This is a genomic window from Peptidiphaga gingivicola, from assembly GCF_001652275.1.
Lineage (GTDB): Bacteria > Actinomycetota > Actinomycetes > Actinomycetales > Actinomycetaceae > Peptidiphaga > Peptidiphaga gingivicola.
In genome coordinates, this window is record NZ_LVZK01000001.1 from 1,590,987 (window position 1) to 1,612,673 (window position 21,687).

Annotated in this window: 18 protein-coding genes and 1 tRNA gene; 15 read left to right on the plus strand and 4 right to left on the minus strand. The window is 63.8% G+C overall.

Annotated features, from left to right (window positions below):
* Nucleotides 1–52: 52 nt before the first annotated feature.
* Both cydB and A4H34_RS06605 read right to left on the minus strand, forming a co-directional pair.
* Nucleotides 53–1,177 carry a cytochrome d ubiquinol oxidase subunit II gene (gene cydB, locus A4H34_RS06600; protein WP_009198899.1) on the minus strand — a complete coding sequence of 375 codons (1,125 nt, stop codon included), beginning with the start codon at nucleotides 1,175–1,177 and terminating at the stop codon, nucleotides 53–55.
* 11 nt (nucleotides 1,178–1,188) lie between these two features.
* Nucleotides 1,189–2,652 carry a cytochrome ubiquinol oxidase subunit I gene (locus A4H34_RS06605; RefSeq protein ID WP_064231446.1) on the minus strand — a complete coding sequence of 488 codons (1,464 nt, stop codon included), beginning with the start codon at nucleotides 2,650–2,652 and terminating at the stop codon, nucleotides 1,189–1,191.
* 415 nt (nucleotides 2,653–3,067) lie between these two features.
* Here A4H34_RS06605 and A4H34_RS06610 point away from each other — a divergent pair, with 415 nt between their 5' ends.
* From A4H34_RS06610 to A4H34_RS06630, 5 genes are all read left to right on the plus strand, one after another.
* Nucleotides 3,068–5,890: an Rne/Rng family ribonuclease gene (locus A4H34_RS06610; RefSeq protein WP_064231447.1), complete on the plus strand. Its 2,823-nt coding sequence runs from the start codon at nucleotides 3,068–3,070 to the stop codon at nucleotides 5,888–5,890.
* Nucleotides 5,891–6,130: 240 nt separating this feature from the next.
* Entirely contained in the window at nucleotides 6,131–6,448 is a 318-nt protein-coding gene (rplU, locus tag A4H34_RS06615; protein WP_009198896.1) for a 50S ribosomal protein L21, read from the plus strand.
* 39 nt (nucleotides 6,449–6,487) lie between these two features.
* The gene (rpmA, locus tag A4H34_RS06620) at nucleotides 6,488–6,745 is read left to right on the plus strand and encodes a 50S ribosomal protein L27 (protein ID WP_009198895.1); all 258 of its coding nucleotides are present in this window, start codon (nucleotides 6,488–6,490) and stop codon (nucleotides 6,743–6,745) included.
* Between the two features lie 76 nt (nucleotides 6,746–6,821).
* Complete coding sequence (gene obgE / locus A4H34_RS06625) at nucleotides 6,822–8,327, plus strand: GTPase ObgE (RefSeq protein WP_064231448.1); 1,506 nt, start codon at nucleotides 6,822–6,824, stop codon at nucleotides 8,325–8,327.
* Nucleotides 8,328–8,568: 241 nt separating this feature from the next.
* Nucleotides 8,569–9,486, plus strand: a complete 918-nt coding sequence (locus A4H34_RS06630) for a nitrilotriacetate monooxygenase (RefSeq protein ID WP_009198893.1) — start codon at nucleotides 8,569–8,571, stop codon at nucleotides 9,484–9,486.
* Nucleotides 9,487–9,629: 143 nt separating this feature from the next.
* Here A4H34_RS06630 and trxA read toward each other — a convergent pair whose 3' ends face one another.
* Entirely contained in the window at nucleotides 9,630–9,989 is a 360-nt protein-coding gene (gene trxA, locus A4H34_RS06635; RefSeq protein WP_009198892.1) for a thioredoxin, read from the minus strand.
* 226 nt (nucleotides 9,990–10,215) lie between these two features.
* Between trxA and nadD the strand changes: the two genes are divergently transcribed.
* The 9 genes from nadD to A4H34_RS06680 all read left to right on the plus strand — a co-directional run bounded on the left by nadD (nucleotide 10,216) and on the right by A4H34_RS06680 (nucleotide 18,077).
* Nucleotides 10,216–10,848 carry a nicotinate-nucleotide adenylyltransferase gene (gene nadD, locus A4H34_RS06640; RefSeq protein ID WP_009198891.1) on the plus strand — a complete coding sequence of 211 codons (633 nt, stop codon included), beginning with the start codon at nucleotides 10,216–10,218 and terminating at the stop codon, nucleotides 10,846–10,848.
* Nucleotides 10,849–10,997: 149 nt separating this feature from the next.
* The gene (locus A4H34_RS06645; RefSeq protein ID WP_064231449.1) at nucleotides 10,998–12,359 is read left to right on the plus strand and encodes a hypothetical protein; all 1,362 of its coding nucleotides are present in this window, start codon (nucleotides 10,998–11,000) and stop codon (nucleotides 12,357–12,359) included.
* 1 nt (nucleotide 12,360) lies between these two features.
* Nucleotides 12,361–12,732: a ribosome silencing factor gene (gene rsfS / locus A4H34_RS06650; RefSeq protein ID WP_064231450.1), complete on the plus strand. Its 372-nt coding sequence runs from the start codon at nucleotides 12,361–12,363 to the stop codon at nucleotides 12,730–12,732.
* The gene (locus A4H34_RS06655; RefSeq protein WP_064231451.1) at nucleotides 12,729–13,370 is read left to right on the plus strand and encodes a histidine phosphatase family protein; all 642 of its coding nucleotides are present in this window, start codon (nucleotides 12,729–12,731) and stop codon (nucleotides 13,368–13,370) included. Before rsfS ends, A4H34_RS06655 begins: the two co-directional genes overlap by 4 nt.
* Before the next feature lie 99 nt (nucleotides 13,371–13,469).
* Nucleotides 13,470–13,545: transfer RNA gene (locus A4H34_RS06660), tRNA-Ala, on the plus strand.
* Nucleotides 13,546–13,881: 336 nt separating this feature from the next.
* On the plus strand, nucleotides 13,882–14,697 hold the full coding sequence (locus A4H34_RS06665) for a TetR/AcrR family transcriptional regulator (protein WP_064231452.1): 816 nt from the start codon (nucleotides 13,882–13,884) through the stop codon (nucleotides 14,695–14,697).
* On the plus strand, nucleotides 14,694–15,797 hold the full coding sequence (locus A4H34_RS06670) for an alpha/beta fold hydrolase (protein ID WP_064231453.1): 1,104 nt from the start codon (nucleotides 14,694–14,696) through the stop codon (nucleotides 15,795–15,797). The genes A4H34_RS06665 and A4H34_RS06670 overlap by 4 nt, the downstream gene beginning before the upstream one ends.
* 127 nt (nucleotides 15,798–15,924) lie before the next feature.
* Complete coding sequence (locus A4H34_RS06675) at nucleotides 15,925–17,550, plus strand: Na+/H+ antiporter (protein WP_064231454.1); 1,626 nt, start codon at nucleotides 15,925–15,927, stop codon at nucleotides 17,548–17,550.
* Between the two features lie 194 nt (nucleotides 17,551–17,744).
* Entirely contained in the window at nucleotides 17,745–18,077 is a 333-nt protein-coding gene (locus A4H34_RS06680) for a hypothetical protein (RefSeq protein ID WP_156510281.1), read from the plus strand.
* A gap of 96 nt (nucleotides 18,078–18,173) precedes the next feature.
* Here the strand turns inward: A4H34_RS06680 and A4H34_RS06685 are convergent, their stop codons facing one another.
* Nucleotides 18,174–18,683 carry a methylated-DNA--[protein]-cysteine S-methyltransferase gene (locus tag A4H34_RS06685; RefSeq protein ID WP_009198882.1) on the minus strand — a complete coding sequence of 170 codons (510 nt, stop codon included), beginning with the start codon at nucleotides 18,681–18,683 and terminating at the stop codon, nucleotides 18,174–18,176.
* Nucleotides 18,684–18,924: 241 nt separating this feature from the next.
* On the opposite strand from A4H34_RS06685, the gene A4H34_RS11395 reads away from it, so the two are divergent.
* On the plus strand, nucleotides 18,925–21,675 hold the full coding sequence (locus A4H34_RS11395; RefSeq protein WP_064231456.1) for a multicopper oxidase domain-containing protein: 2,751 nt from the start codon (nucleotides 18,925–18,927) through the stop codon (nucleotides 21,673–21,675).
* Nucleotides 21,676–21,687 lie beyond the last annotated feature (12 nt).

Consider the following 21,687-nt stretch of genomic DNA (forward strand, 5'->3'; position numbering starts at 1 on the left):
GTACCTTATCGGACGACGGCGCCCGCCGGGGCCAGGCCCGGGCTCAAGGGCGTCACGCGTTTTCGAAACTCCTGACCTTCTTCGGGTCCAGGCCCGGCGTCTCGTCGGGGATGTGCTCGACGGAGATGCGCCGCGAGAAAACCTTGTACGACCACACCGTGTACCCGAGGACTATCGGGACGAATACGAGCGCCGCGGCCGACATGATCGTCTGCGTGTTGCCGGTGGCCGCGGCCTGAGCGAGAGTGAGGGAATAACGCGAATCCACGGACGACTTGAGGGCGTCGGGGAAGATCGTGAACCAGATGAAGGCCACGGCCAGGGCGATGGCGACGAAATGGGCCATGAAGGCCGCGCCCTCGCGGTCCCTGTAGAGGAATGCCGCCGCTGTGACGAGGCTCAGCGCGCACAAAGCCAGGGGAACGATCGAAATCGCGTTGTTCGTGTGGGCGAATTGCGCCCACAGGGCCCATGCGGCCGTGGCGGACGTCGAAACCAGAATGGACTTCTTCGCGAAGGCGCGGGCTCGTTTCCTGAGGTCGCCCGCGGTCTTCAACGCGAGGAAAATCGCGCCGTGGGAAAGGAAGAGGCTTACGGTCACGATTCCGCCGAGCACCGTGAAGGGGGTGATGAGCGAGAAAAATCCGCCCGTGAGATAGTGGTAGTTGTCCGCCAGCGAGCTCGCGGCGTCCTGAGGCGCGACGGGCACAAAGGCGCCGTCGTCGTAATGGCCCACCTCGATGTGCATTCCCTGAACCAGGTTGGCGAAGGCAACGCCCCACAGGAAAGAAACGACCCAGGCCGAGACGGTGTGGGCTGTGTCCCAGCCGTTGCGCCAGGCATCGGTGTCGATCATTTTTCGCCATTCGATGGCGCAGACGCGGACGATGAGGCAGACCAAAATGAGCATGAGCGCGAGGTACATGCCCGAGAACATCGTCGCGTACCACTCGGGGAACGCGGCGAACGTGGCGCCTCCCGCGGTGAGGACCCAAACTTCGTTTCCGTCCCAGTGCGGGCCGATGGAGCTGAGCGCGACGCGCCGTTCTTTCGACGTTTTGGGAAGGATCTTCAACAGCATGGCGACGCCGAAGTCGAATCCTTCCAGCGCGAGGTAGCCGATCCACAGCACCGCAACGACGGAGAACCAGAGAAGCTGAATGGTTGTCAGTTCCACGATCGTTCCTTTCAGTACGCGAAGGTCATGGGGGCGGACTCGCTGAGCTTCACAGCCTTCTTGCGGGTGTCGATGCCTTCGAGCGCATAACGCCGCAGCAGCGCGATCCAAACGACTCCCAGAGCGCTGTAAAGGAGGGTGAAGACAGCCATCGACGTGAGCACGGTCCCTCCGCTCACGGAGTTCGACAGGCCCTGGTTGGTCATCAGCATGATGCCGTTCTCACCGGGATTGACGATCCACGGTTGGCGACCCATCTCCGTCAGCAGCCAGCCGAAAGAGTTGCCAAGGAAAGGCAGGGGAATGGCCAAAAGCCAGAGTCTGCCCATTCTCTCGGACTTCTCGATCTTGTCTCCGCGCAGCGAGTAGAGGCCGAAGATCGACATCGCCAGCCCTAGGAAGCCGATGCCCATCATGGCTCTGAAGGACCAGAAGGCGACCGTCAGATTCGGCCGGTAGTCCTGGTCGGATCCGTAGACGTCGGCGTACTTGGCCTTCAGCTCGGCGTTGACCTCGTCCAAGCCCTTGAGGAAGGATTCTTTGCCCGAAAAATGGTTGGTGGCCATGAACGATTCGAGTCCGCCGGGGAACGGAAGGGTAAGCTGGGGGCCGTCGCAGTCGGACGTCCACATGGCGATGACGAGGTCGTGGCTCTCTCCCGATTCGCACACGCCCATCATCGCCGCGGCCTTGGCGGGTTGAATGTCCTTGACGTGCTGGCCCATGAAATGGCCGGAGCCGATGGCGACGCACGAAGAGACAAGCATCGCGACGAGGCCGACCTTGGCCGCGGGCTTCCAGTATTTGCGGGCTTCCTCCTCGCTTCCCGTCTTGCGACGCGAACGGGCCATCCACCAAAAGCTGAGCCCGGCCACGAGCCCGCCCGCGACGAGGAAGGCGGCGCTGATCGTGTGGGCGAAGGTGTAAAGGGAAGTTTCCGAGAACAACACTCGGAAAAAGCCGCCGACTCCGTCCAGTTCGAGCCGTCCCGTCTGGCGATTGACGACGGCGCCCGTTGGATTCTGCATGAAGGAGTTGGCGGCGAGAATGAAGAAGCCGGACAGCATCGTGCCTATTGCCAGGAGCCAGATGCACATGTTGTGGAGCCTCGGGGAAAGACGGTTCTTGCCGAAGATCCACAGGCCCAAGAAGGTCGATTCCAGGAAGAATGCGAGCAGAGCCTCGAAAGCCAAGGGCGCTCCGAAAATGTCGCCGACGAAGCGGGAATACTCCGACCAGTTCATTCCGAACTGGAACTCCTGAACAATTCCCGTCGCCACGCCCAAGGCGAAATTGATGAGCAGAATCTTTCCGAAGAAATCGGTCGCTTTCTGCCATGCAGGGTCGCCGGAGCGGCGGGCCTTCGTCTGCATGACGGCCACAAGTGTGGACAGGCCGATTGTCAGAGGCACCTGGTAGAAGTGGTATACGGTTGTGATGCCGAACTGCCAGCGTGCCAGTTCGAAAGCTTCCATCGTTGAGCCTTCCGTGGACGTGGTCCGATTGAACTCTTCCAGTGTAGAACAGATTTCCTCCGCGATCTGACAAATTGTCAGGAAAGCTTTTGCCTGCGCTGTTAATTCAGAATCGACACCAAGGTAACTTCCTTTTAAGTCGATGTGCTTTCTTCGGAGGAAGGCGCCGCGGCGCCTGTTGAGAAAGCTGTGGTGTGGAATGGATTCGCGTGTTCCGTCGTTCCGTTTCCAGATGTGTATGAGACAATACTTGTCAGCCTTGGGATTTCCCGCATGATCCCGATTGGGAGAGGCTGCACTGTGCGCCGCAAGAGCGTCGCCGCCGGTGCGCCTGTCATGAGACTTCCGCGGTTAGCCGCGATCCATAAGCCGGCGACGGCACGTTGCGGGGGTGCCTCCCGGTGGGAGAATACGTATGTCTGATTTTGTTACGGACGAGCGGGAAAATCCGCACAACGGGCCCGCGTCCCCCGTCGGCGACGTCCGGGGAGACGGGGCCGCCTCGAACGACGGCGGCCAAGGCGGGGCAGATCAAGAAGGGCAAGGCGAGAAAAGGGGAGGGGCGGTTCGCGCCGCCCGCGTTCGGCGGCCGGCTGCGCGCACCCGGCGCAGAGCCTCCGATTCCGAACAGGCCGACGCCGAATCGACGGAGGATGCGACGAGCGCCGTCGCCCAGTCGCTCGCGGAGCTGGAGCCCAAGCGCAGGCCCCGCAGGAGGGCTCCCTCCAAAGAAGTCGTCGAATCGCTTGAGGTCATCGCCGAAGGAGCCTCCGATTCGGGCGCGGCCGCACGCTCTGCGGGAGCGACGCCGCAGTTTTCGTCGCCTGAGGACTCCGTTCCCGAAGACGCCCCGCCGATGGGAATGACCGCTCTGCTTTTCCAGGAACCCGACGTCAGCAGGGTGCGCGTTCGCAAGCGCAAGTCGGCCGAGGAGCCGTCGGAGCCGGCGTCGTCCCCTTCTCGGACCAGGAAGCGGGCCTCGGCGAAGTCCGATCCGGAGCAGAAGGCGGAGAAGAAAGACGAGCGCGTCGCCGGCGAGGGCTCCGCGCACTCGGCCGAGGAACAGGAGGGCTCCGAGCCGCGGCGCCGCAAGCGCGGAACGAGGGGACGGCGCAAGAACGCCTCCGAGGACGTCCATGCGGCGGCAGAGGAGAAGCCCGAGCCCCCGAAGCAGAAAGACGCGAAGGGCAAGGACTCCGGCGATTCGGCGGAGGCAGGTACGCGTCGGCGACGTCGGCGCGCCCGTTCCTCGGACTCGGCTTCCGACGAGGTCAGCATTCCCAAGGGCTCGACTCGGCTCGAGGCGAAACGGCAGCGTCGCCGGGAAGGCCGCGAGGCGGGCAGGCGCCGCCACACCATCACAGAGTCCGAGTACTTGGCGCGGCGCGAATCGGTCAAGCGTGAGATGCTCATTCGCGAGCAGGACGGGCTCAACCAGATTGCCGTTTTGGAAGACGACGTTCTCGTCGAACACTACGTCGCCCGCCACACGCAGGTCTCGATGGTCGGAAACGTCTACCTTGGCAGGGTCCAGAACGTGCTTCCGTCCATGGAGGCGGCGTTCGTCGACATCGGCAAGGGCCGAAACGCCGTCCTCTACGCCGGCGAGGTCAATTGGGAGGCCGCCGGGCTGGAGGGAAGGCCCCGCCGCATCGAGCAGGCTCTCAAATCGGGCGACACGGTCGTCGTCCAGGTGACGAAGGATCCGATCGGTCACAAGGGCGCGCGCCTGACCGCGCAAATCACCCTCGCCGGCCGCCACCTCGTCCTCGTCCCTTCGGGGGCAATGACGGGGATCTCCCGCAAGCTTCCAGACAAAGAGCGGCAAAGGCTCAAGCGTCTGCTGCGTGAGATCGTCCCCGCCGAGCACGGCGTCATCGTCCGGACGGCGGCCGAGGGCACGTCCGAGGATCAGCTGCGCGCCGACGTCGAACGGCTCGCGAAGACCTGGCAGGACATCCAGACGAAGGCGAAGAACACCAAAGGGGCCCCCATGCTCCTCAAGGGGGAGCCGGAGCTCGCCGTCCGGGTGGTCCGAGACATCTTCAACGAGGATTTCCAGTCGCTGAAGATCCAGGGGGCCAAGGCGTGGCGGACGATTTCTGAGTACGTCGCCGAACTTTCCCCCGAGCTGTCCCAACGCCTGGAGCACTGGACCGGGGCCTCGGACATCTTCGCCTCTCACAGAGTCGACGAGCAGCTGGCCAAGGCCTTCGATCGGAAGGTGTGGCTGCCGTCGGGCGGAACGCTGGTCATCGACCGAACCGAGGCGATGACCGTCATCGACGTCAACACCGGCAAGTTTACCGGGGCCGGCGGCACGCTGGAGGAGACGGTGACGAGGAACAACCTCGAGGCGGCCGAGGAGATCGTCCGTCAGCTGCGTCTGCGCGACATCGGCGGGATTATCGTCATTGACTTCATCGACATGGTGCTGGAGGCCAACCGCGAGCTTGTCCTTCGCAGGCTCGTCGAATGCCTTGGGCGCGACCGCACGCGCCACCAAGTCGCCGAGGTCACGTCTCTCGGCCTCGTCCAGATGACCCGCAAGAGGGTCGGGCAGGGGCTCGTCGAGGCTTTCTCGACCGTGTGCGAGGCGTGCGAGGGGCGCGGATATATCATCCACTCGAATCCGGTCGAAAGGGGCGACGGCGGCGCCGACAAGCGCGCGCGAAACAAGCAGGCCGCCAAGCAGACGGCTTCCGAACCGCGAGACGAAGGCCCCAAGCACGACGACGTGAAGGCGGCGCTGCATTCCATCGCCGCAGCCGCCCAATCGAAGCACGACGAAAACTCCGAGCCGGGCGATTCGGACTCCGCGCAGGATTCGGCCAAGAGCGCCGACGACGCCGAGGAACGGACGGCCGAAGACGGCGAGGACTCGAAGCCGGGAGCGGCGAAGGCGCGCAATCGAACCAAGGCGTCCGCGAAGAAGCAGGGGACGAAAAAGGCGAAGGGCGTCCAGGGCAAACGCGGGAAGGCGGCCTCCGTGCAGGCCGCTGAGGCAGACGAGGCCGATGGAGCGGGCCAAGCGGACATTCCCGGCAAGGCGTCGGAGCAAAGCCGGGCAGAGTTTGCCGAGCGCGCCGAGTCTTTCAGTCCTGGCGGCGCGCCCGAACAAGGCGAAGCGGGCTCCCCGGCCTCGGAAAGTTCGAGGTCGCGAACGAGGCGCGTGTCCTCGTCGGGGACGATCACTCCTTCGGCGGGGCCCGCGATTCTCAGCTTCCCCGCCTCGTGAGGGCCTGTGAGCGCCGCTTTGCGGGAGCTGTGCGCGGGGCCGGGCAGCCGCGGGAAGGACTGTTTTCAAGCGGGCCGTGCGCCGCGCCTCCGCGTCGTCGTGCGTGGCGCATTGCATAGCGACATGGGGCGCCGTTCGACTTGCCCGGCAGTCGGTTGCACCAGTAAACTTGAGCGTCGGCGCGCTTGCGCCCCATTGTCAGTTGCGCCGCAGGAGCGAGCGCAGTCCTAATCAACAGAGATGAGCAGTAACGTGGTGTACGCGATCGTTAAGGCCGGCGGCCGCCAAGAGAAGGTGTCCGTCGGGTCCGTCGTCGTCGTGAACAGGCTGGACGGGGAGGTCGGCGACACCGTCGAGCTCGAGCCCGTCCTGCTCGTTGACGGTGAGAAGATCACATCGGCTGCCGACGGCATCTCCGCGAAGGTGACGGCAGAGATCGTGCGCGAGGAAAAAGGGCCGAAGATCTCGATCGTCAAATACAAGAACAAAACGGGCTACCGCAAGCGTCAGGGTCATCGCCAGAAGCTGACCCGCTTGAAGGTCGTCGGAATCAAGTGACCTTTTCACCCAACGTTATTCAGAAGGCAGGTTTTCGAGATGGCACATAAGAAGGGCGCCAGCTCCTCCCGCAACGGCCGCGATTCCAACGCCCAGCGCCTCGGCGTCAAGCGTTTCGGCGGCCAGCTCGTGAACGCGGGCGAAATCATCGTCCGCCAGCGCGGCACTCACTTCCATCCGGGAGTCAACGTGGGGCGCGGCAAGGACGACACGCTTTTCGCACTCTCCGCCGGTCACGTCAAGTTCGGCACCCGCCGCGATCGCAAGGTCATCGACATCGTCGCTGCGGAGGCCTGAAAGCAATCGAGCAAATAGGGGTGGAAGGCGCGTCCTTCCGCCCCTTTTCGCGTGGGCCTTTGCATAGGAGGGGAAGATGGCCAGCTTCGTCGATCACGTGACGCTTCACGTCAAGGCGGGTGACGGCGGAAACGGATGCGTTTCCGTGCGTCGAGAGAAATTCAAGCCCTTGGGCGGACCCGACGGCGCAAACGGAGGGCGGGGAGGCGACGTCGTCATCGAAGCCGACCCCCAGGAGACCACCCTTCTCACATACCATCACGCCCCCCATCAGAAGGCCCCCTCCGGGACGCCCGGGGCCGGCGACATGCGGTCTGGCCGCAACGGCGAAGACCGGGTGCTCAACGTTCCCGTCGGGACGGTCGTGAAGGGGCCCGACGGCGAAGTTCTGGCCGACCTCGTCGAGCCGGGGCAGCGATTTGTCGCGGCCCGCGGCGGTCAAGGAGGCCTGGGGAACGCCGCACTCGCCTCGCCCAAGCGCAAGGCGCCGGGATTTGCCCTTCTCGGAGACGCCGGCGAGGAAGGCGAGGTCGTCCTAGAACTGAAATCCGTCGCCGACGTCGCGCTTGTCGGCTTCCCGAGTGCGGGAAAGTCCTCGCTCATCGCCGCGATGTCGGCAGCGCGCCCGAAGATCGCCGACTATCCGTTCACCACGCTCGTTCCCAACCTCGGCGTCGTGCAGGCCGGAGACGAACGCTACACGATAGCCGACGTTCCAGGGCTCATTCCGGGCGCATCCGACGGAAAGGGCCTCGGGCTCGAGTTCCTCAGGCATATTGAGCGCTGTTCGGTGATCGTCCACGTCCTTGACTGCGCCACCTTCGAGCCGGGGCGCGATCCTCTCTCCGATCTGGCGACCATCGAGTCGGAGCTGGCCGCATACGCCCGACGGCTGCCTCAGGAAGAGGGGCGGGCCCCGCTCGCAGACAGGCCACGCGTCGTCGTTCTCAACAAGGCCGACGTCCCCGAGGCGAAAGAACTGGCTGAATTCGTGCTCCCCGAGCTCTCTGGCTATCCGGTCTTCATCGTCTCCGCCGTGACGCACACAGGTTTGCGGGAGCTCTCCTTCGCTTTGGCGGCGGCGGTGGCCCAGGCCCGCGAGTTTGTTCCCGTCGAGTCGAAACCGCGGGTCGAGGTTCGCGCCAAGGATCGCGCAAGCGCCTTCACCCTTTCGCGGAAGACGAAGAACGGCGAGGACTTCTTTGTTGTGCGCGGCGACAAGCCTGAAAGATGGGTCCGCCAGACGGATTTCGACAACGACGAAGCAGTCGGCTATCTCGCGGACCGCCTCAACGTGCTCGGCATTGAAGACGCCCTTGTGAAAGCCGGGGCGCAGGCCGGCGCGATGGTCGTGGTCGGCCCCGAGGATTCCGGATACATTTTCGACTGGGAGCCGTCGATTCAGACCGGAGCGGAGCTTCTGGGGCCGCGGGGGACGGATCTCCGCTTCGACGAGCGCCCCCGGGCTTCGCGAAAAGAACGCAAGGCTGCCTATCACGACCGCATGGATGCGAAGGCGCAGGCCCGGGAAGAACTGCAGATGGAGCGCGAGTCGGGACTATGGACTGACCCTGAGCGATAAACCGCAGTTTTAGTAATGCTACATTGAATAACGCGTGAGAACTTCCACATTGCGGCCTGAGGTCTTGCCATGTGGACACGAGACTGTTTTACTTGCTCGTAGGTTGAATGTTTGAGGCTCTGCCCCGATGCGGGCTTGGCTTCGAACGTTGGCGGTCGGGCGTCTTCGTGTTCTCGCGGCGTCGCTCGATCCCCGGTGTCGGCCGGACCTCGAAGGATCGAGAGCGCAAAAGGAAATTGTCATGACAATTAGCCTTGCAACGAAAGAGTCGGAACTTGACGACGCCTCGGCGGAGGGCGTCGCCGAGGCCGTCATGGGCGTCGATCTCTCGCTTCTTGGCGCCGTCACAACGGAGGCGTTTGCAGCTGCGTTCGGAAACGAGATGCCCGTCGAATACGCGAGCTATCCGCGAATAGCCTCGTGCGCCCAGGCTGCCACGCGCGGCGGGATCGATTTCGTTTGCTTCGACGCCACCTTTCGCACCCGGTCCGACAATGTGAATCAGCTTGACGCCGCCCGAGTGGCCGCTCGCCTGCTCAGTCAGCACGCCGGGAAAATCAACGTCCAGATCCCGGCAGAAGCCGCGGTGTCGCGAGAGGGAATCGGGATTCTCGCTCAGCACGGCGAGCACGTTGCTCCGACGGTCGAAGTGACGGAAGAAAGCGACCTCGACGGTGTCGCGCGACTGGCCGAGGAGATAGCCGCGAACGGAATGCCCGTGAATGTGCAGCTCGACGCCGAAGTGGCCGATGCGATCTCCCTCGGAGCGCTGGCCGCCTTCGCGGACGGGGTGCGCGTTCGCACCGACGACCTCGATCGGGCGCGCGACATTCGCTCGGAGCTTCGCGAGCTCGCGGCCTCCAACGGGCGGAGCGTGAGGGTTTTTGGGGAACTGGGCATCGTGATATCCGGATCGATGAGGGCTGCCAACGAGCGCGCGCTCCTCGTCGCAGACATTGCCGGAGCCCCGCTCTTCCAGGGGAAGGCCTCCGTTGTGGGCACGGTGTCCGACGTCGCCGACGCCTTCGAGCGCTGGATCGGCACGGGGGCAGCCGACGGCCTCATTTTCCTTCCCGCGTCGCTTCCCACGGATCTCGCCTCGCTCATACGCGGCGTCGTCCCGCTCCTGTCCGCGCGAGCCCAGATCGAGGCCGCGTGACGGACGGCAAGCCGCTCCGGGGCTGTTTTGTTTGACGCGAGCGGGCTCGGTTGACGCGAGCAGGCTCCGGTGAATCGGTTTAAACGAAGGGGCGGTCGACGCATCGCCGACCGCCCCAAGGATGCGGGATGCGCAAAGGCTGCTCAGCCCTTCATCTCGTTGATCTTGGTGCGCACCTCGTCCATGTCAAGCTCCTTGACCTGCTTGATGAGGTCCTCGAGGGAGGCCTTGGGAAGGGCTCCGGCCTGAGAGAAAACGCGGACGCCGTCGCGGAAGGCCATGACCGTGGGAATCGAGGTGATTCCGAATTCGCCGGCGAGCGCCTGCTGGTCCTCGGTGTCGACTTTGCCGAACACGACGTCGGGATGGGCCTCCGAAGCCGCCTCGAAAACGGGCGCGAACTGACGGCACGGGCCGCACCACGAGGCCCAGAAGTCGAGCAGGACGATTCCCTCCTTGATCGTGTCGTTGAAGTTGTCGATCGTGACGGCTTGAGTTGCCATTGCCTGTTGCCTTTCGTTTGGGTCCTGTACGGAAGCGTCAACGTTGCCTCCGTCTACACTATTCCCCGGTGCGCGGGCTCCTCATCGCTATGCGCTAGCAGCGGAATCGACGGAGAGAGAAAAGAAGCGGAGCGGCGTAGGCTTTCGTACATGGCATATACAAACGGAGGCGCGACGCGGAGGGCCGTGGAGGCGGTTCTCGCGTCGAAGGCGAAAGAAGGCGGCCGTGCCTGAGACCGACGTTCAGGTTCCCATCGACGTCGTCCCCGGAAGGAAACGACGCATCGGGATAATGGGCGGGACGTTCGACCCCATTCACCACGGGCATCTAGTCGCGGCTTCGGAGGTGCTGAGCGTCTTCAACCTAGACGAGGTCGTTTTTGTGCCCACCGGCAGGCAGCCATACAAACGCGACCGAAAGGTGACGTTGGCGGAGCACCGTTATCTGATGGCGGTCATCGCGACGGCTTCGAATCCGCGGTTCTCGGTTTCCCGCGTCGACATTGAGCGCGGCGGTACGACGTACACGATCGACACCCTTCGCGATCTGCGAAAGGCCTACCCGGACGCGGACTTTTTCTTCATCACGGGCGCGGACGTGCTTCCGCAGATCCTCGAATGGAAAGACTCGGACGATCTGTGGTCTATGGCTCATTTCGTAGGCGTGACGCGGGCCGGACACCAGCTGGACACGACGGGTCTTCCTCCCGAGGGAATTACGCTGATGGAGGTGCCGGCCATGGCGATTTCTTCCACGGATTGCCGCGCGCGCGTGGCTTCTGGCGTTCAGCCGTGGTATCTGGTTCCCGACGGCGTGGTTCAGTACATTGCCAAGTATCGGCTCTACAAGGAGGTCTGACGTGTGGGAAACCTGGCAAGGCTTTGGGCGAAACGCCGATGTAAAGTCGGAATATCCGCGTCAGTCGGATAAACTGAAACCCTTGAACGACGTCTCTGAGGCGTTGGCGTCGGGATAAACGCCGCCCAGGGCAGCGGGAAGGAATATGTATGAGTGACGAACAGCCGAGGATGTCACGGCGCGAAATGAGGGCAAAGGGCCTTCTCGCGCCGATCCTAGACGGCGCGTCCCCACTTGACGATCTCACCCCCACCGCGGAGATACGTCTCAAGCGCCTGACGCGCAAAGAGATGCGTGAACGCGAGGCGGGGCTGACGCGAGAAGATTCCGGAAGCTCGACTTCCGACGGACATGGACAGACCGCTTCCACAGGCGGTTCGGCGGAGGGCGTCGGCGCGCACGGACGTTTCCCGTCGGTGATTCCCGAAAGGGCCGGCAGCGCACAAGAGCCGGCGTCGAGGGCGTCGCATGTGGATTCAAGCAGGACTTCGACACATCACGGCGGGCATGCGGCCCCCGCGGAAGGGTTTTCCACGACGGGAAACATCACCCCCGTCGCGACGGTGGCCGCGGCGGAGGTCGGGCTCGTCGAGGGCCGCTGGCCGGCAGAGGGCGACGACAAAGGCGCGTCAGGCGAGCCCGGCGGACTGCCCGTCTCCGAGGGACAGAAGCCGGGTGCAGATCCGGCCGCTTCGTCCGAGGCAACCGGTTCTTTTACAGGCGTCGTCCCCGACGCGCCGGAGGAGGCTCATAAGGGGCTGGACTCGGCGGACGGCCGTTCTCACGCAGACAGCCGCCAGACAGGCACGCCGTTCCGGAACCAGCCGAGCTCTCCCCAATCGACGACGGGAACGGTTCAGCCGACGCCATCGAGTTCGATCCAATCGATCCCGAGCGCGGCCCAGCCGGCGCCCGGCGCGCCCCATTCTTCGCCGAATGCGACTCAATCGTTCGCCAACCCGATGGCTTCTCGTGAGAACGAGGCCGAAGCGCTCGATGCCGCCGGGCGCAGTTCCGTCTTCTCCCGTTTTGACGGCAGCGGGGCCGGCGCAGACGAAGGCCCCGACACCAAAGACCGCCAAACCAGCCGTTTCCCGGAGGCAAATGAAGGCGACGTCCCGCCTCGCCCCACGGCCGAAGAGCAGTACGATCCTCGGGCTTCGCTCAAGGCTCCTTTGCTGGAGAGGCTTCGGCGTGAAAGCGAGCCCGGCAGCGAGGAGAAGTATTCCGATTTCGCTCCCGTTCCCAGCCCCGCCGGCGAAGTCAGATCCATCGATCCCGAGGCCGGCTCCGCGGCAGTCGAGAGCGGGTACGAGGAGCAGCTGGGAGACATCGCCGAGGAGGATGAAAAGCCCCGCGGATGGCTCATGACAATCGTGGCGATCCTCATCGGCCTGCTAGTCGGCCTCGCCGTCGGGCTCATCGTCCGCAAATTCGTCGCCTCCGGCGGCGACGTGCAGCCCGTGCTCGAAGCCGCGGCGAGTGTTGCCCCGCCCGGTTTCGGGGTGTGATGTGGCAGCGTCCGAAGAGACATTGGAGTGGGCGAGAATAGCCGCCCAGGCCGCGGCCGAGCTCAAAGCGACGACCATTGCGGCGATCGACGTCTCGGAGAGGCTTGTGCTCACGGAAGTGTTCCTCGTCGTCTCCGGTTCAAGCGACCGGCAGGTGAGGTCCCTCGTCGATGCGATGGATGAGGCACTGCTCAAAGCCGGGGTCCGTCGAAAGCGACGCGAAGGGTTCGACGAGGCCCATTGGGTCCTCGTCGACTACGGCGACCTCGTGGTTCACGTCCAGCAGGATGAAGATCGCGAGTTCTACGCGCTGGAGCGCCTCTGGGCCGACTGCCCGAGCATTGGCCTTTCGGTCGAAGCGCCCCGGGCATGAGCGCTTCGCGAGTGGTCTTGTGGCGGCACGGCCAGACCGACATGAATCTTACGGGGAGGATCCAGGGAGCCAGGGACTTTTCCCTCAACGACACGGGTTTGCGGCAGGCGCGCGAGGCGGCTGCCGCCCTCGCTCCGCTTGAGCCCTCGCTTATCGTCTCCTCGCCGCTCGCCCGGGCGCGCCAGACGGCCGAGGCGCTTTCGTCACTCGTCGGAGTCGACGTCGAAGCGGACGACCGCCTCAAGGAGCGTTCTTTCGGACTTTTCGAGGGGCTGACCGGGGCGGAGATCGAAGAGAGGTTCCCCGAGCAGTACCGCGCTTGGCGGCAGGCCAAGGAACCCGAGGGCGTGGGCGCCGAACGGCAGGCCGATGTCGGCCGTCGGGCGAGCCGAGCGATCGAGGACTGGGCGGCCAAGACGAACGGGACGCTCGTGGTTGCCTCCCACGGCGCCGCCATCAAACTCGCAACGATCTCGCTTTTGGGCGAGGCGCCCGGCGAATGGATGGGCCTGAAAGTGATGTCCAATTGCAACTGGGCGATTCTGGAACCCTTGCGTGTGGGTCCGCCGGCCTGGCGCATCGCCGCTTACAACGTGGGCGTGGGCGAGTCCGACGAGGTTCGCACGCCCACGCAGTAGTTCCCCGTTCGTGGGCAAGTGCGGCCCGTTCGTGAGCGGCGTCTCCTAACCGTGATTTGCCAAGCATCGGGGGAGTCCGTAATATTGAGGAGTCCGCTCGGGGCTATGGCGCAGTTGGTAGCGCGCTTCCATGGCATGGAAGAGGTCAGGGGTTCGAATCCCCTTAGCTCCACCAGTTTCTTTCTCGCACATAAATTAGGGTGTTTCGGCCATCTGCGATCGCTGAAGGTACGCCATCGTCTTTGAAAGCGGGCAACGGCATTTATTCCGTTCAACGTTCTGCGTTTTCCGTTGGTCAGGACAGAATGTTGCCCGTCGGAGTCCATCTGATCAATTCTCGGCTCTCTTGGCGGGACGTCGAGGAGGCCTCGTCGCTGCCCTGATTGCGCAAAGAACCTATCGAACGATTGACAAGCTCTGGTTCGCTCCGCAACGCTTGAAGGCTAATGAACGTTAGCCTAAGATGAAGCGCAGACAATGCGGCTAACTTCTATTGGCTAGAGGGCTTGCGATGACACCAACCAAAGAAAAGATACTCAGGGAGTCGCTGGCGCTGTTCTCCGAGAGGGGATACAGCGCGGTCCGCGTCGCAGACATCGCGGTTGCGGTCGGCGTCAAGCCGCCGTCGTTGTACAAGCATTATGCAGGCAAGCAGGCCATCTTCGACGCTTGCGCGGAGTTCTTCTCCGAAAGGGTCGCGGAGGTCGGCGTCGCCATAGGCCTCCCCGGTTCGACCGGAGCCGAGGTTTCGTATGCCGACGTCGACGTCGAGGGCATCGTCGGCTTCGCGACGCAGCTGTTCGTTTTCTATCTGCAGGACGACGTCGCCGCCGGGTTTCGAAGGATGTTGACGCTCGAACGCCATCGCGAGCCGAAGCTGAATCGAGAGTTCGAGAGGCTGTTCGTCGATGGCGCGATCGAGCACGAGGAGAGGGTGTTTGCGGAGCTCATAGGGGCCGGGCTCATCGAGCGGCGGGACCCACACATTCTCGCCTTGCGGTTCTACACGCCTATATTTTATCTTTTGCAAAAATACGACATGCGCCCTTCTGAAGTGAAAACGGCCAAGGAAGAACTGCGGATGATCGTCGAGGAGTTCTGCTTCACTTACATGCAAAGTCCTGGCGCGCGAGGCGTGACGGGCGATCTTGGCGAAAGAATGGAGCACGCACGGGATCCTGCCGGAAGAAAGGCAGACACGCGAAAGTCTGATGGACCGACGACGCACGCGCGGAAACTTGACGCAACCAAACAGGACAAAGACTCGCACACGCCGAAAACAGACGCGCAAAAGCTCAACGCGCAGCAAGGGGATGGGAAGCCATGAGTGCAGGCAAAGCCATTCTTGCAGCCTGCGCCGCAGCGGTCGCAACAGGCGTATTCGTTCCCGTTCTTCGACTGAAACGGGCTGTGAAGGACGCCGAAGGGCGCTTGGAGGATTGCGCCGCTGAAACGGCGATGTTGAGCTACGGCAAGATGACGTACGTCGACTGCGGGCCAAGTTGCAAGGCCTCGGATGGCATGTGCCTGAGCGATGAGAAGCCGAGCGGCAAGGGGTCGAGCGGCAACGGGCTGGAGGGCAAAGAGCCGAGCGGCAAGGGACTGGACGACAAGACGTCGGGCGGCAACGGGCTGGACGGCAAGGAGCTCGATGGCAAAGGCCGGAGTGACCAGGCGGCGGGGGAGACGCTCCTTTCCGTCCACGGCCTCTATGGAGGCTACGACCAGGCCTTGGAGAACGTCGGGAGCCTGTCGTCGAGATATCGCATTCTTGCGCCCTCCCGCTTCGGATACCCCGGCAGCTCCGTCAAAGGAGAAGGAACGCCGAAGGAACAGGCGGAAGCATACGTCGAGCTTCTCGATCTCTTGGGGATCGAACGAGTTTTCATTCTCGGGGCCTCGGCGGGCGGGACGCCCGCAATCCGCTTCGTCCTGGATTTCCCGGAGCGAGCGAAAGGCTTGATCCTGTACTGCTCTACCGCGCCGTGGAACGAGAAGCCGGCCAAGATTCCCGGTCTGATGGGGCCGCCGCCGATCATGAATCACGACCTGTCTATGTGGCTTGCTTTTCCTATCTACAGGAGGCTCTACGGGATGGAGGCCGACGTCGTCCACCGCATGCTGCCGCTGTCGAAGCGAAAAGAAGGCGCCGATCTCGACGCCCGAATTGTCAATCGCGACATGGCCGTGAACTTTGAGGCGTACCCGATTGAGGAAATGCACGTTCCTGTGCTGCTTTTGCACGCGAAAGACGATCGAATGGCGCCTTTCAAAGGTCCCGCAGGCCAAGTGGAAGGATCGCTTCACCGCTACCCGAATCTCGAGACGAAGATCTTCGAAACGGGAGGTCATCTCATGACCGGGCACAGCAGAGAAATTGATGCGGCGGTCGTTGAGTTCATTGAAAGGCACAAACAGGGAGGATAATATAAATCGGCATCGCGCCGGTCCGCCGATTCAACGCGCTTGCCGACTACGGCACATCGAGACCAGACGACGCCGTTTCGTTCATGGCGATTTCGCCGACACCAGATCCCTCATCGAAGGAAACAACGTGCTCGAAGTGATCATCGCCGTCGCCGCGGCGATTTTTCTGGGGAACGTCCTGGCTCACAGGTTGGGAGTTCCTCCCGCCATTTTGCTTATATTCCTGGGCTTGGCGCTGGCGCTCGTGCCGGCGCATCAGCTGAACGACGTTCGAGAGCTCGGCCTGCCGCCGCACGTGATCCTGGAGATCTTCCTGCCGGTCATGCTTTTCTGGGAAACGAGGAACACCTCGTGGCGAGAGGTTCGCACGCGGCTGCGCGGGATTCTGCTCACGGGGACGGCGCTGGTCGTTTTCACGGCGTTCGCCGTCGCATGGGTGCTGCATTCGTTCGTCGGGGTCTACAGCTGGCCCGTTGCGCTCATCATCGGCGCCGCGCTCGCGCCGACCGATGCGGTGGCCGTGGCGACATTGAACGGCAAGCTGCCGAAGTCGGCGATCACCACCCTCAAGGCAGAGGCGCTCATCAACGACGGAGCCACCCTCGTTCTGTTCGCCCTTGCTTTGCAATTGGCAGGCGGACGCGCCTTGTCCGCGGCGCATGCTTCCGGCATGTTCTTTTTCTCGTTTTTGATCGGCGCCCTGGTCGGCCTGGCGGTTGGCTGGGCCGCAAACTCCTTGCGCGCCTATATTAAGAGCCCGATGAACTTCAGCGTTTTCATGTTCACGGTTCCCTTTGCAGCCTTCTTGATCTCCGAAAACATCGAGCCGTTTCAGGACATGAAGGGCTCGGGCGTAGTCGCCGTCGTCGTCGCGGCCTTTTACCTGACATACCGGGGCCCGGACACCATCAAGCCCGTCAATCGGTTCTACGGCCTGCCGATATGGTCCTTCGTCTCCTACCTCATGAACGGCGCGCTTTTCGTGCTCGTCGGGGTGCAGCTGCCGAGCGCAGTCAAACGGATGGGCGAAACCATCGAGCGCTTCGATTCTTCATGGGGATACGGACTCAAGGTGGTCGCGGCCGCCTGGGCCGTCTCCGTGCTTGCCCGATTCGTCTTCGTCCACGTGGTGATCGGGATCATCCGCGCACTGGATCGATCCGAAAGGCAGCGGCGGCTGCGCACGACGTTCCGCGGACGAGTGGTCAGCACCTTCGCGGGTTTGAGAGGCGGCGTCTCGCTGGCAGTGGCCCTTTCGGTTCCCTCTGGCACATTCGGACGGGATTTCACAATCTTCGTCGTCGGCGGGGTTGTAATGCTGTCGATGGTTGTGCAGGGCCTCCTTCTTCCCGCTGTGATCCGTTGGGCGAAGATTCCCCCGGACACTTCGGAGAAAGAGGAAATTCACTGCGCGATGAATGCGATTTCACGCGAAGGGTATGAGGCCCTCGACGACATCGCGGCCCGGGTCGGAGCGAGCCAAGAGGCAATCGACGGCGCAAAGGCCGAGTGGAGCCGCTTCCAGAAGGGACTCGAAGAGGAAGCCAACGCCCGGAGCAACCCCGACCTTGACGACTCTCAGAGCTACTGGCGGCAAAATCGCGCTTTGCGGCTGGCGGTCATTGATTACCAGCGAGAGGTCCTCAAGCGCCTGCGCAACGAGGGAAAAATCGACATGAACGTGCTCCATATAGTCCAAGAGCGGCTCGACACCGAAGAGATCCGAGTCATCGGGCCGGTCGAGCTCGATTGATCGGCGGACGCCGCGCGTCGTCGGCCTTGTTCGCTGCCTGAAGAAGCCTGCTTATGCCGTCCCGATGGACGCACCGGTCCATGCCGCGTAGGGTGAGCCGCAGAGGGCCGAACATGGAGACCCCGGTCATCGGTTGGCCCTGCCCACCAGTTTCCCGACGATTGGACCGAAGGATGAAAAAGAGAACGATTGCCGTGTCGCTTCTGTTGATCGGCGCGGCCTACGCAGCGATCTCTCGAGTCGAAAGGCGCATCGACGATCGTTTCGGCGAGACGGGATTCCCGCGAACCGACGACCTGGATTGCTCCGGGGAGCCCCGCGGCTTCGAGGAGGCCGACGGCGAAGACTCCGTCGGAAGGGGCGACGGCACAAGGATCGACTCCGACGGGGACATTGCTCGCAATGGAGCCGTCACCCACACGGCGCCAGATTTCGACCCGGCATACTGGACGGACGAGAGGGTGGCGAACGCCCTTCCGGCGAAGATGCCGCCGACGCCGCCGAGAAAAATGCCGTCCGGCGACTAGCGGCAGTCCAAGCCTGCTGCTTTCAATCGGAGCGACAGACCGAAGCTTGCCCGAAGCTCTCGATCGGGCGCTTGAGCTTTCATGCGGGCCTCGAATTTATGCGGAGGCTTGAGCTTCGAGATCGAGCAAAAAGCGCTTGGCGCCCGCCCCGCCCAAGTACTGGCCCGGCGAGCCGTCCGACCGAACCACCCTGTGGCACGGAACAACGATGGGCAGGGGATTGGAGGCGCAGGCGCTGGCTGCGGCCCGTATCGCCGAGGGGAAGCCGCTCGCCTCCGCCAGCTCCTTGTACGTCATGACCTCGCCCGGCTCTGATGAGAGAAGCGTTTCGCGCACGGCCCTTTTGAGCGGGGTCTCGGGGTCGGCGCCCAGCGGAACGTCGAAAGACGCGCGCTCGCCCCGGAAGTATTCGTCCAGCTGGCGTGCCGCAACGTGGAGAGCGACGCTGGCCACTTCCGCTTCGATCGCGTGGGCGTCGGAAAGATCGCTGAGGACGACGTCGAAGTTCTCTCGGGAAAAAGCCACTCGAACCAACGCGCCGTCGGATTCGGCGACGAGCAATTCGCCGATCGGCGTCTTGTGAATGCAGTAATGCAAAGCGGACATTGCGGCCTTCCGATTCGGTTTTCACCATCTTAGTGGGTGCTCGCCGATCGAAATAGGCAAGGGAGCCGCGTGTTCCGTCCGCTGCGTGAAAACACGCCCCTCGTTCCCTCGAAGAACACGGATCCTTCGGGCGGCACGGCGTGAGAAAGCTCGGCCCGAGAAATCCTCTGCCTGAGCAATGGCAGGCGCCCGAGGGCGAATGTACGGCGGAAAGTCCCGAGCCTTTCATTACCATGGAGCCATGAAGACGACGTCTCGACCCCGCGCCGCATGGCACCGGATAACTCTGGGCATCCAGCTTGGATGGGCCGCAGTGTTGCTTTTGACCCTGTGTTTCAACGCCGTTTTGCCGAACCCGACATGGTATGCGATTCACGTGGCCGGGCTCGGTCTCATCGGATCCGCGATTCTCGTGTGGACGTGGCATTTCGCAGACGCCCTCACTCGGAGCCAACAGTCCCAGAAAGCGCAGACGGCCAGGCTCGCGTTGCTGGCTGCGGGCGTGATTCAGCTCGGCGGAGCTTTGGCGATCACCGGCGGGGCCGCCGCGTTTCTGGCAATTGCCGGCGGGGCCACCGTCATCGCGACGATATCTTGGCACATCGCCGCCTTGCGCAAAGCCATGTCGGGATCGTTCCTCGGCAGGGCCGCCGTCACCCTGCGGTTTCACGCGACCGCGGCGGCGTTCCTGGTCCTCGGCGCCCTCATCGGCGTGTTCATGGCGGTCGACGTCGCCTCGCGCGATATCGCGATGAACTGGTGGAGCGCGCTCTATTCCCGGCACGACGCGCTTGCCCTGGCTCATTCGCTGTGTCAGACCCTGGGGTTCGTCGGTTTGACGATACTCGGCACGCTCGTGACGTTCGGGCCGACGATTGCGCGGGCGCGAATGACGCCCAACGCGGTCGCGCTGTCCACTCGTGCGCTGCCGTGCCTGGCTGGCGCGGTTGTGGCGGGAGTCGTCTTTTCCCTCCTCGACATGCCGAGAATCGCCGGTCTGGCAGTCCTCGCATGGGTTGCGGCGGCCGTACTCGGCGTGCTCGTCCCCGTCGCCAAATCCTGGAAAGGGTCGATGCCCTCAGTGGGCGACGGCTGGTTCGTCGGCGCGGGAATCACGTGGATCATGGTCGCCGCGCTGGCGTGGGCCGTCCAGCTGCTTGCTTCGCCAGACGCCGCTCATGCGCGGACGGGAACGGGCATTCAATTCGCCCTCCTCATCGGGGCGGGGGCCGTCCAAACGGTCGTCGGCTCGCTTGCCTTCCTCCTTCCCGTCGTGCTCGGAGGCGGGCCCGCCAGGCTCAGACGCACGCTCGAACGCGTCGAACCCTCCGCGGCGGCCCGATGGTTCCTCGTCAACGGCGGGGTGGCCGTGGCCCTAGCAACCCCGTCGGCCCGCACGAGAACCGCGGCGTTGGCGATTGCATGCGTCAGCGCAGCTGCGAGCGTCGCCCTCGTCGCATTCCACAGCCTGCGCCAACGGTCGCTCGACGTCGAAGAAACGCCCCCGCCGCCGGAGGGCGGGCCCAGGAAGCTTCCGAGGACCCGAATGGCGCTTGGCGCGAGCGTGGCGTCGATTGCTCTCGTCGTCGCCGTCGCCGCCGGGGCGGGAACGGGATCCGCAACCGACCCCGCAGTCGACGCCGACGCCCCGGTGACGAAGGTCGAGGTCTCCGTCCGAGGGCTCGCATACTCGCCTTCGAGCATCGACGTGCCGGCTGGCAACAGGCTCGTCGTGACCTTGAAAAACACCGGCGATCAGCGCCACGACCTCGTTTTCGCCAATGGCGCCGGAACCGGCGCCATTGAGGCGGGGAAAAGCGGAACGGTCGACGTCGGCGTCGTTGAGGCCGACACAGAGGGCTGGTGCACGATCGTCGGCCACAGACAGGCGGGAATGGTCATCAAGGTCAATGCCGTCGGCGCTTCGGGAGCCCACGCCTCAGGTCGCGGGAAGGCCGGTTCGACGCCCGCGGGCTCCGACCGTTCCCATTCTGGGCGCGACGGCGCGAGCCACGGCTCCGGCCACGCGGGAACGGGGGAGGCGATCCTGCCGACGACCGCCGAGCTTTCCGCGAAGCCGGGAAAGGGCTTCGACCCGAGCGACCCGGTTCTTCGCCCGGCTGGAAGCGAAAGGGTGCACAACGTCACTTTCGAGGCCAGAGAGGTGGAGAAAGAGGTCGCTCCGGGCCGCAGGCAGAAGGTCTGGACGTTCAACGGAGCCTCCCCGGGGCCGACTCTGCGCGGCAAAGTGGGTGACACCTTCAATGTCACGCTCGTCAACAAGGGCACGATGGGGCATTCGCTCGACTTCCACGCAGGCGATGTTTCGCCCGATTCGCGTATGAAGACGATCGCCCCGGGGAAAAGCCTCGTTTACACGTTCACCGCGAAACGCGCGGGCATCTGGCTCTATCACTGCAGCACGGCCCCGCTGTCCGTGCACATAGCCAGCGGGATGCACGGGGCCGTCGTCATCGATCCCGAGGACGTCGATCCCGTCGATCGCGAGTTCGTTTTCATTCAGAGCGAGCAGTACTGGGCTCGGAGCAAAGCCGACGCCGCAAACGCCGACGCCATCGCGCGGGTCACGCCCAGCTCCGTCTCCTTCAATGGATATCCCTTCCAGTACGTCCACCGCCCAATCAAAGTGCGCAAGGGAGAGAGAGTTCGCATCTGGGCGGTCTCGGCCGGCCCCAATCTAGACCTCCACTTCCACGTCGTCGGAACCCAATTCGACACGGTGTGGTACGAGGGCAGCTATTCCATCCGCAGAGGATGCGACGGCTCGGGGCTCACGCGAGCCTCGTGCGATCCTTTCGCTCCGGGCAAAGGGAGCGTCGGCTCGGCCGGCTCGCAGGGCTTGGACGTGTCGGTCGCCCAGGGCGGGTTCGTCGAGTTTGTCGCACCCGAAGCGGGAACGTACACCGCCCTCAACCATGCGATGACGTACGCAGAGCGGGGCGCGACGGCGAAGATCGTCGTAGCCGATTGAGCGCGGCGGCGA

Bases quoted from the DNA above. Each gene is read 5' to 3' on its own strand.
- A4H34_RS06605 (WP_064231446.1), bottom strand. From the start codon at position 2,652: ATGGAAGCTTTCGAACTGGCACGCTGGCAGTTCGGCATCACAACCGTA.
- A4H34_RS06665 (WP_064231452.1), top strand. From the start codon at position 13,882: ATGACACCAACCAAAGAAAAGATACTCAGGGAGTCGCTGGCGCTGTTC.
- A4H34_RS06630 (WP_009198893.1), top strand. From the start codon at position 8,569: ATGACAATTAGCCTTGCAACGAAAGAGTCGGAACTTGACGACGCCTCG.
- A4H34_RS06610 (WP_064231447.1), top strand. From the start codon at position 3,068: ATGTCTGATTTTGTTACGGACGAGCGGGAAAATCCGCACAACGGGCCC.
- A4H34_RS06645 (WP_064231449.1), top strand. From the start codon at position 10,998: ATGAGTGACGAACAGCCGAGGATGTCACGGCGCGAAATGAGGGCAAAG.
- A4H34_RS06670 (WP_064231453.1), top strand. From the start codon at position 14,694: ATGAGTGCAGGCAAAGCCATTCTTGCAGCCTGCGCCGCAGCGGTCGCA.
- trxA (WP_009198892.1), bottom strand. From the start codon at position 9,989: ATGGCAACTCAAGCCGTCACGATCGACAACTTCAACGACACGATCAAG.
- A4H34_RS11395 (WP_064231456.1), top strand. From the start codon at position 18,925: ATGAAGACGACGTCTCGACCCCGCGCCGCATGGCACCGGATAACTCTG.
- A4H34_RS06685 (WP_009198882.1), bottom strand. From the start codon at position 18,683: ATGTCCGCTTTGCATTACTGCATTCACAAGACGCCGATCGGCGAATTG.
- rplU (WP_009198896.1), top strand. From the start codon at position 6,131: ATGAGCAGTAACGTGGTGTACGCGATCGTTAAGGCCGGCGGCCGCCAA.
- rpmA (WP_009198895.1), top strand. From the start codon at position 6,488: ATGGCACATAAGAAGGGCGCCAGCTCCTCCCGCAACGGCCGCGATTCC.
- obgE (WP_064231448.1), top strand. From the start codon at position 6,822: ATGGCCAGCTTCGTCGATCACGTGACGCTTCACGTCAAGGCGGGTGAC.
- A4H34_RS06655 (WP_064231451.1), top strand. From the start codon at position 12,729: ATGAGCGCTTCGCGAGTGGTCTTGTGGCGGCACGGCCAGACCGACATG.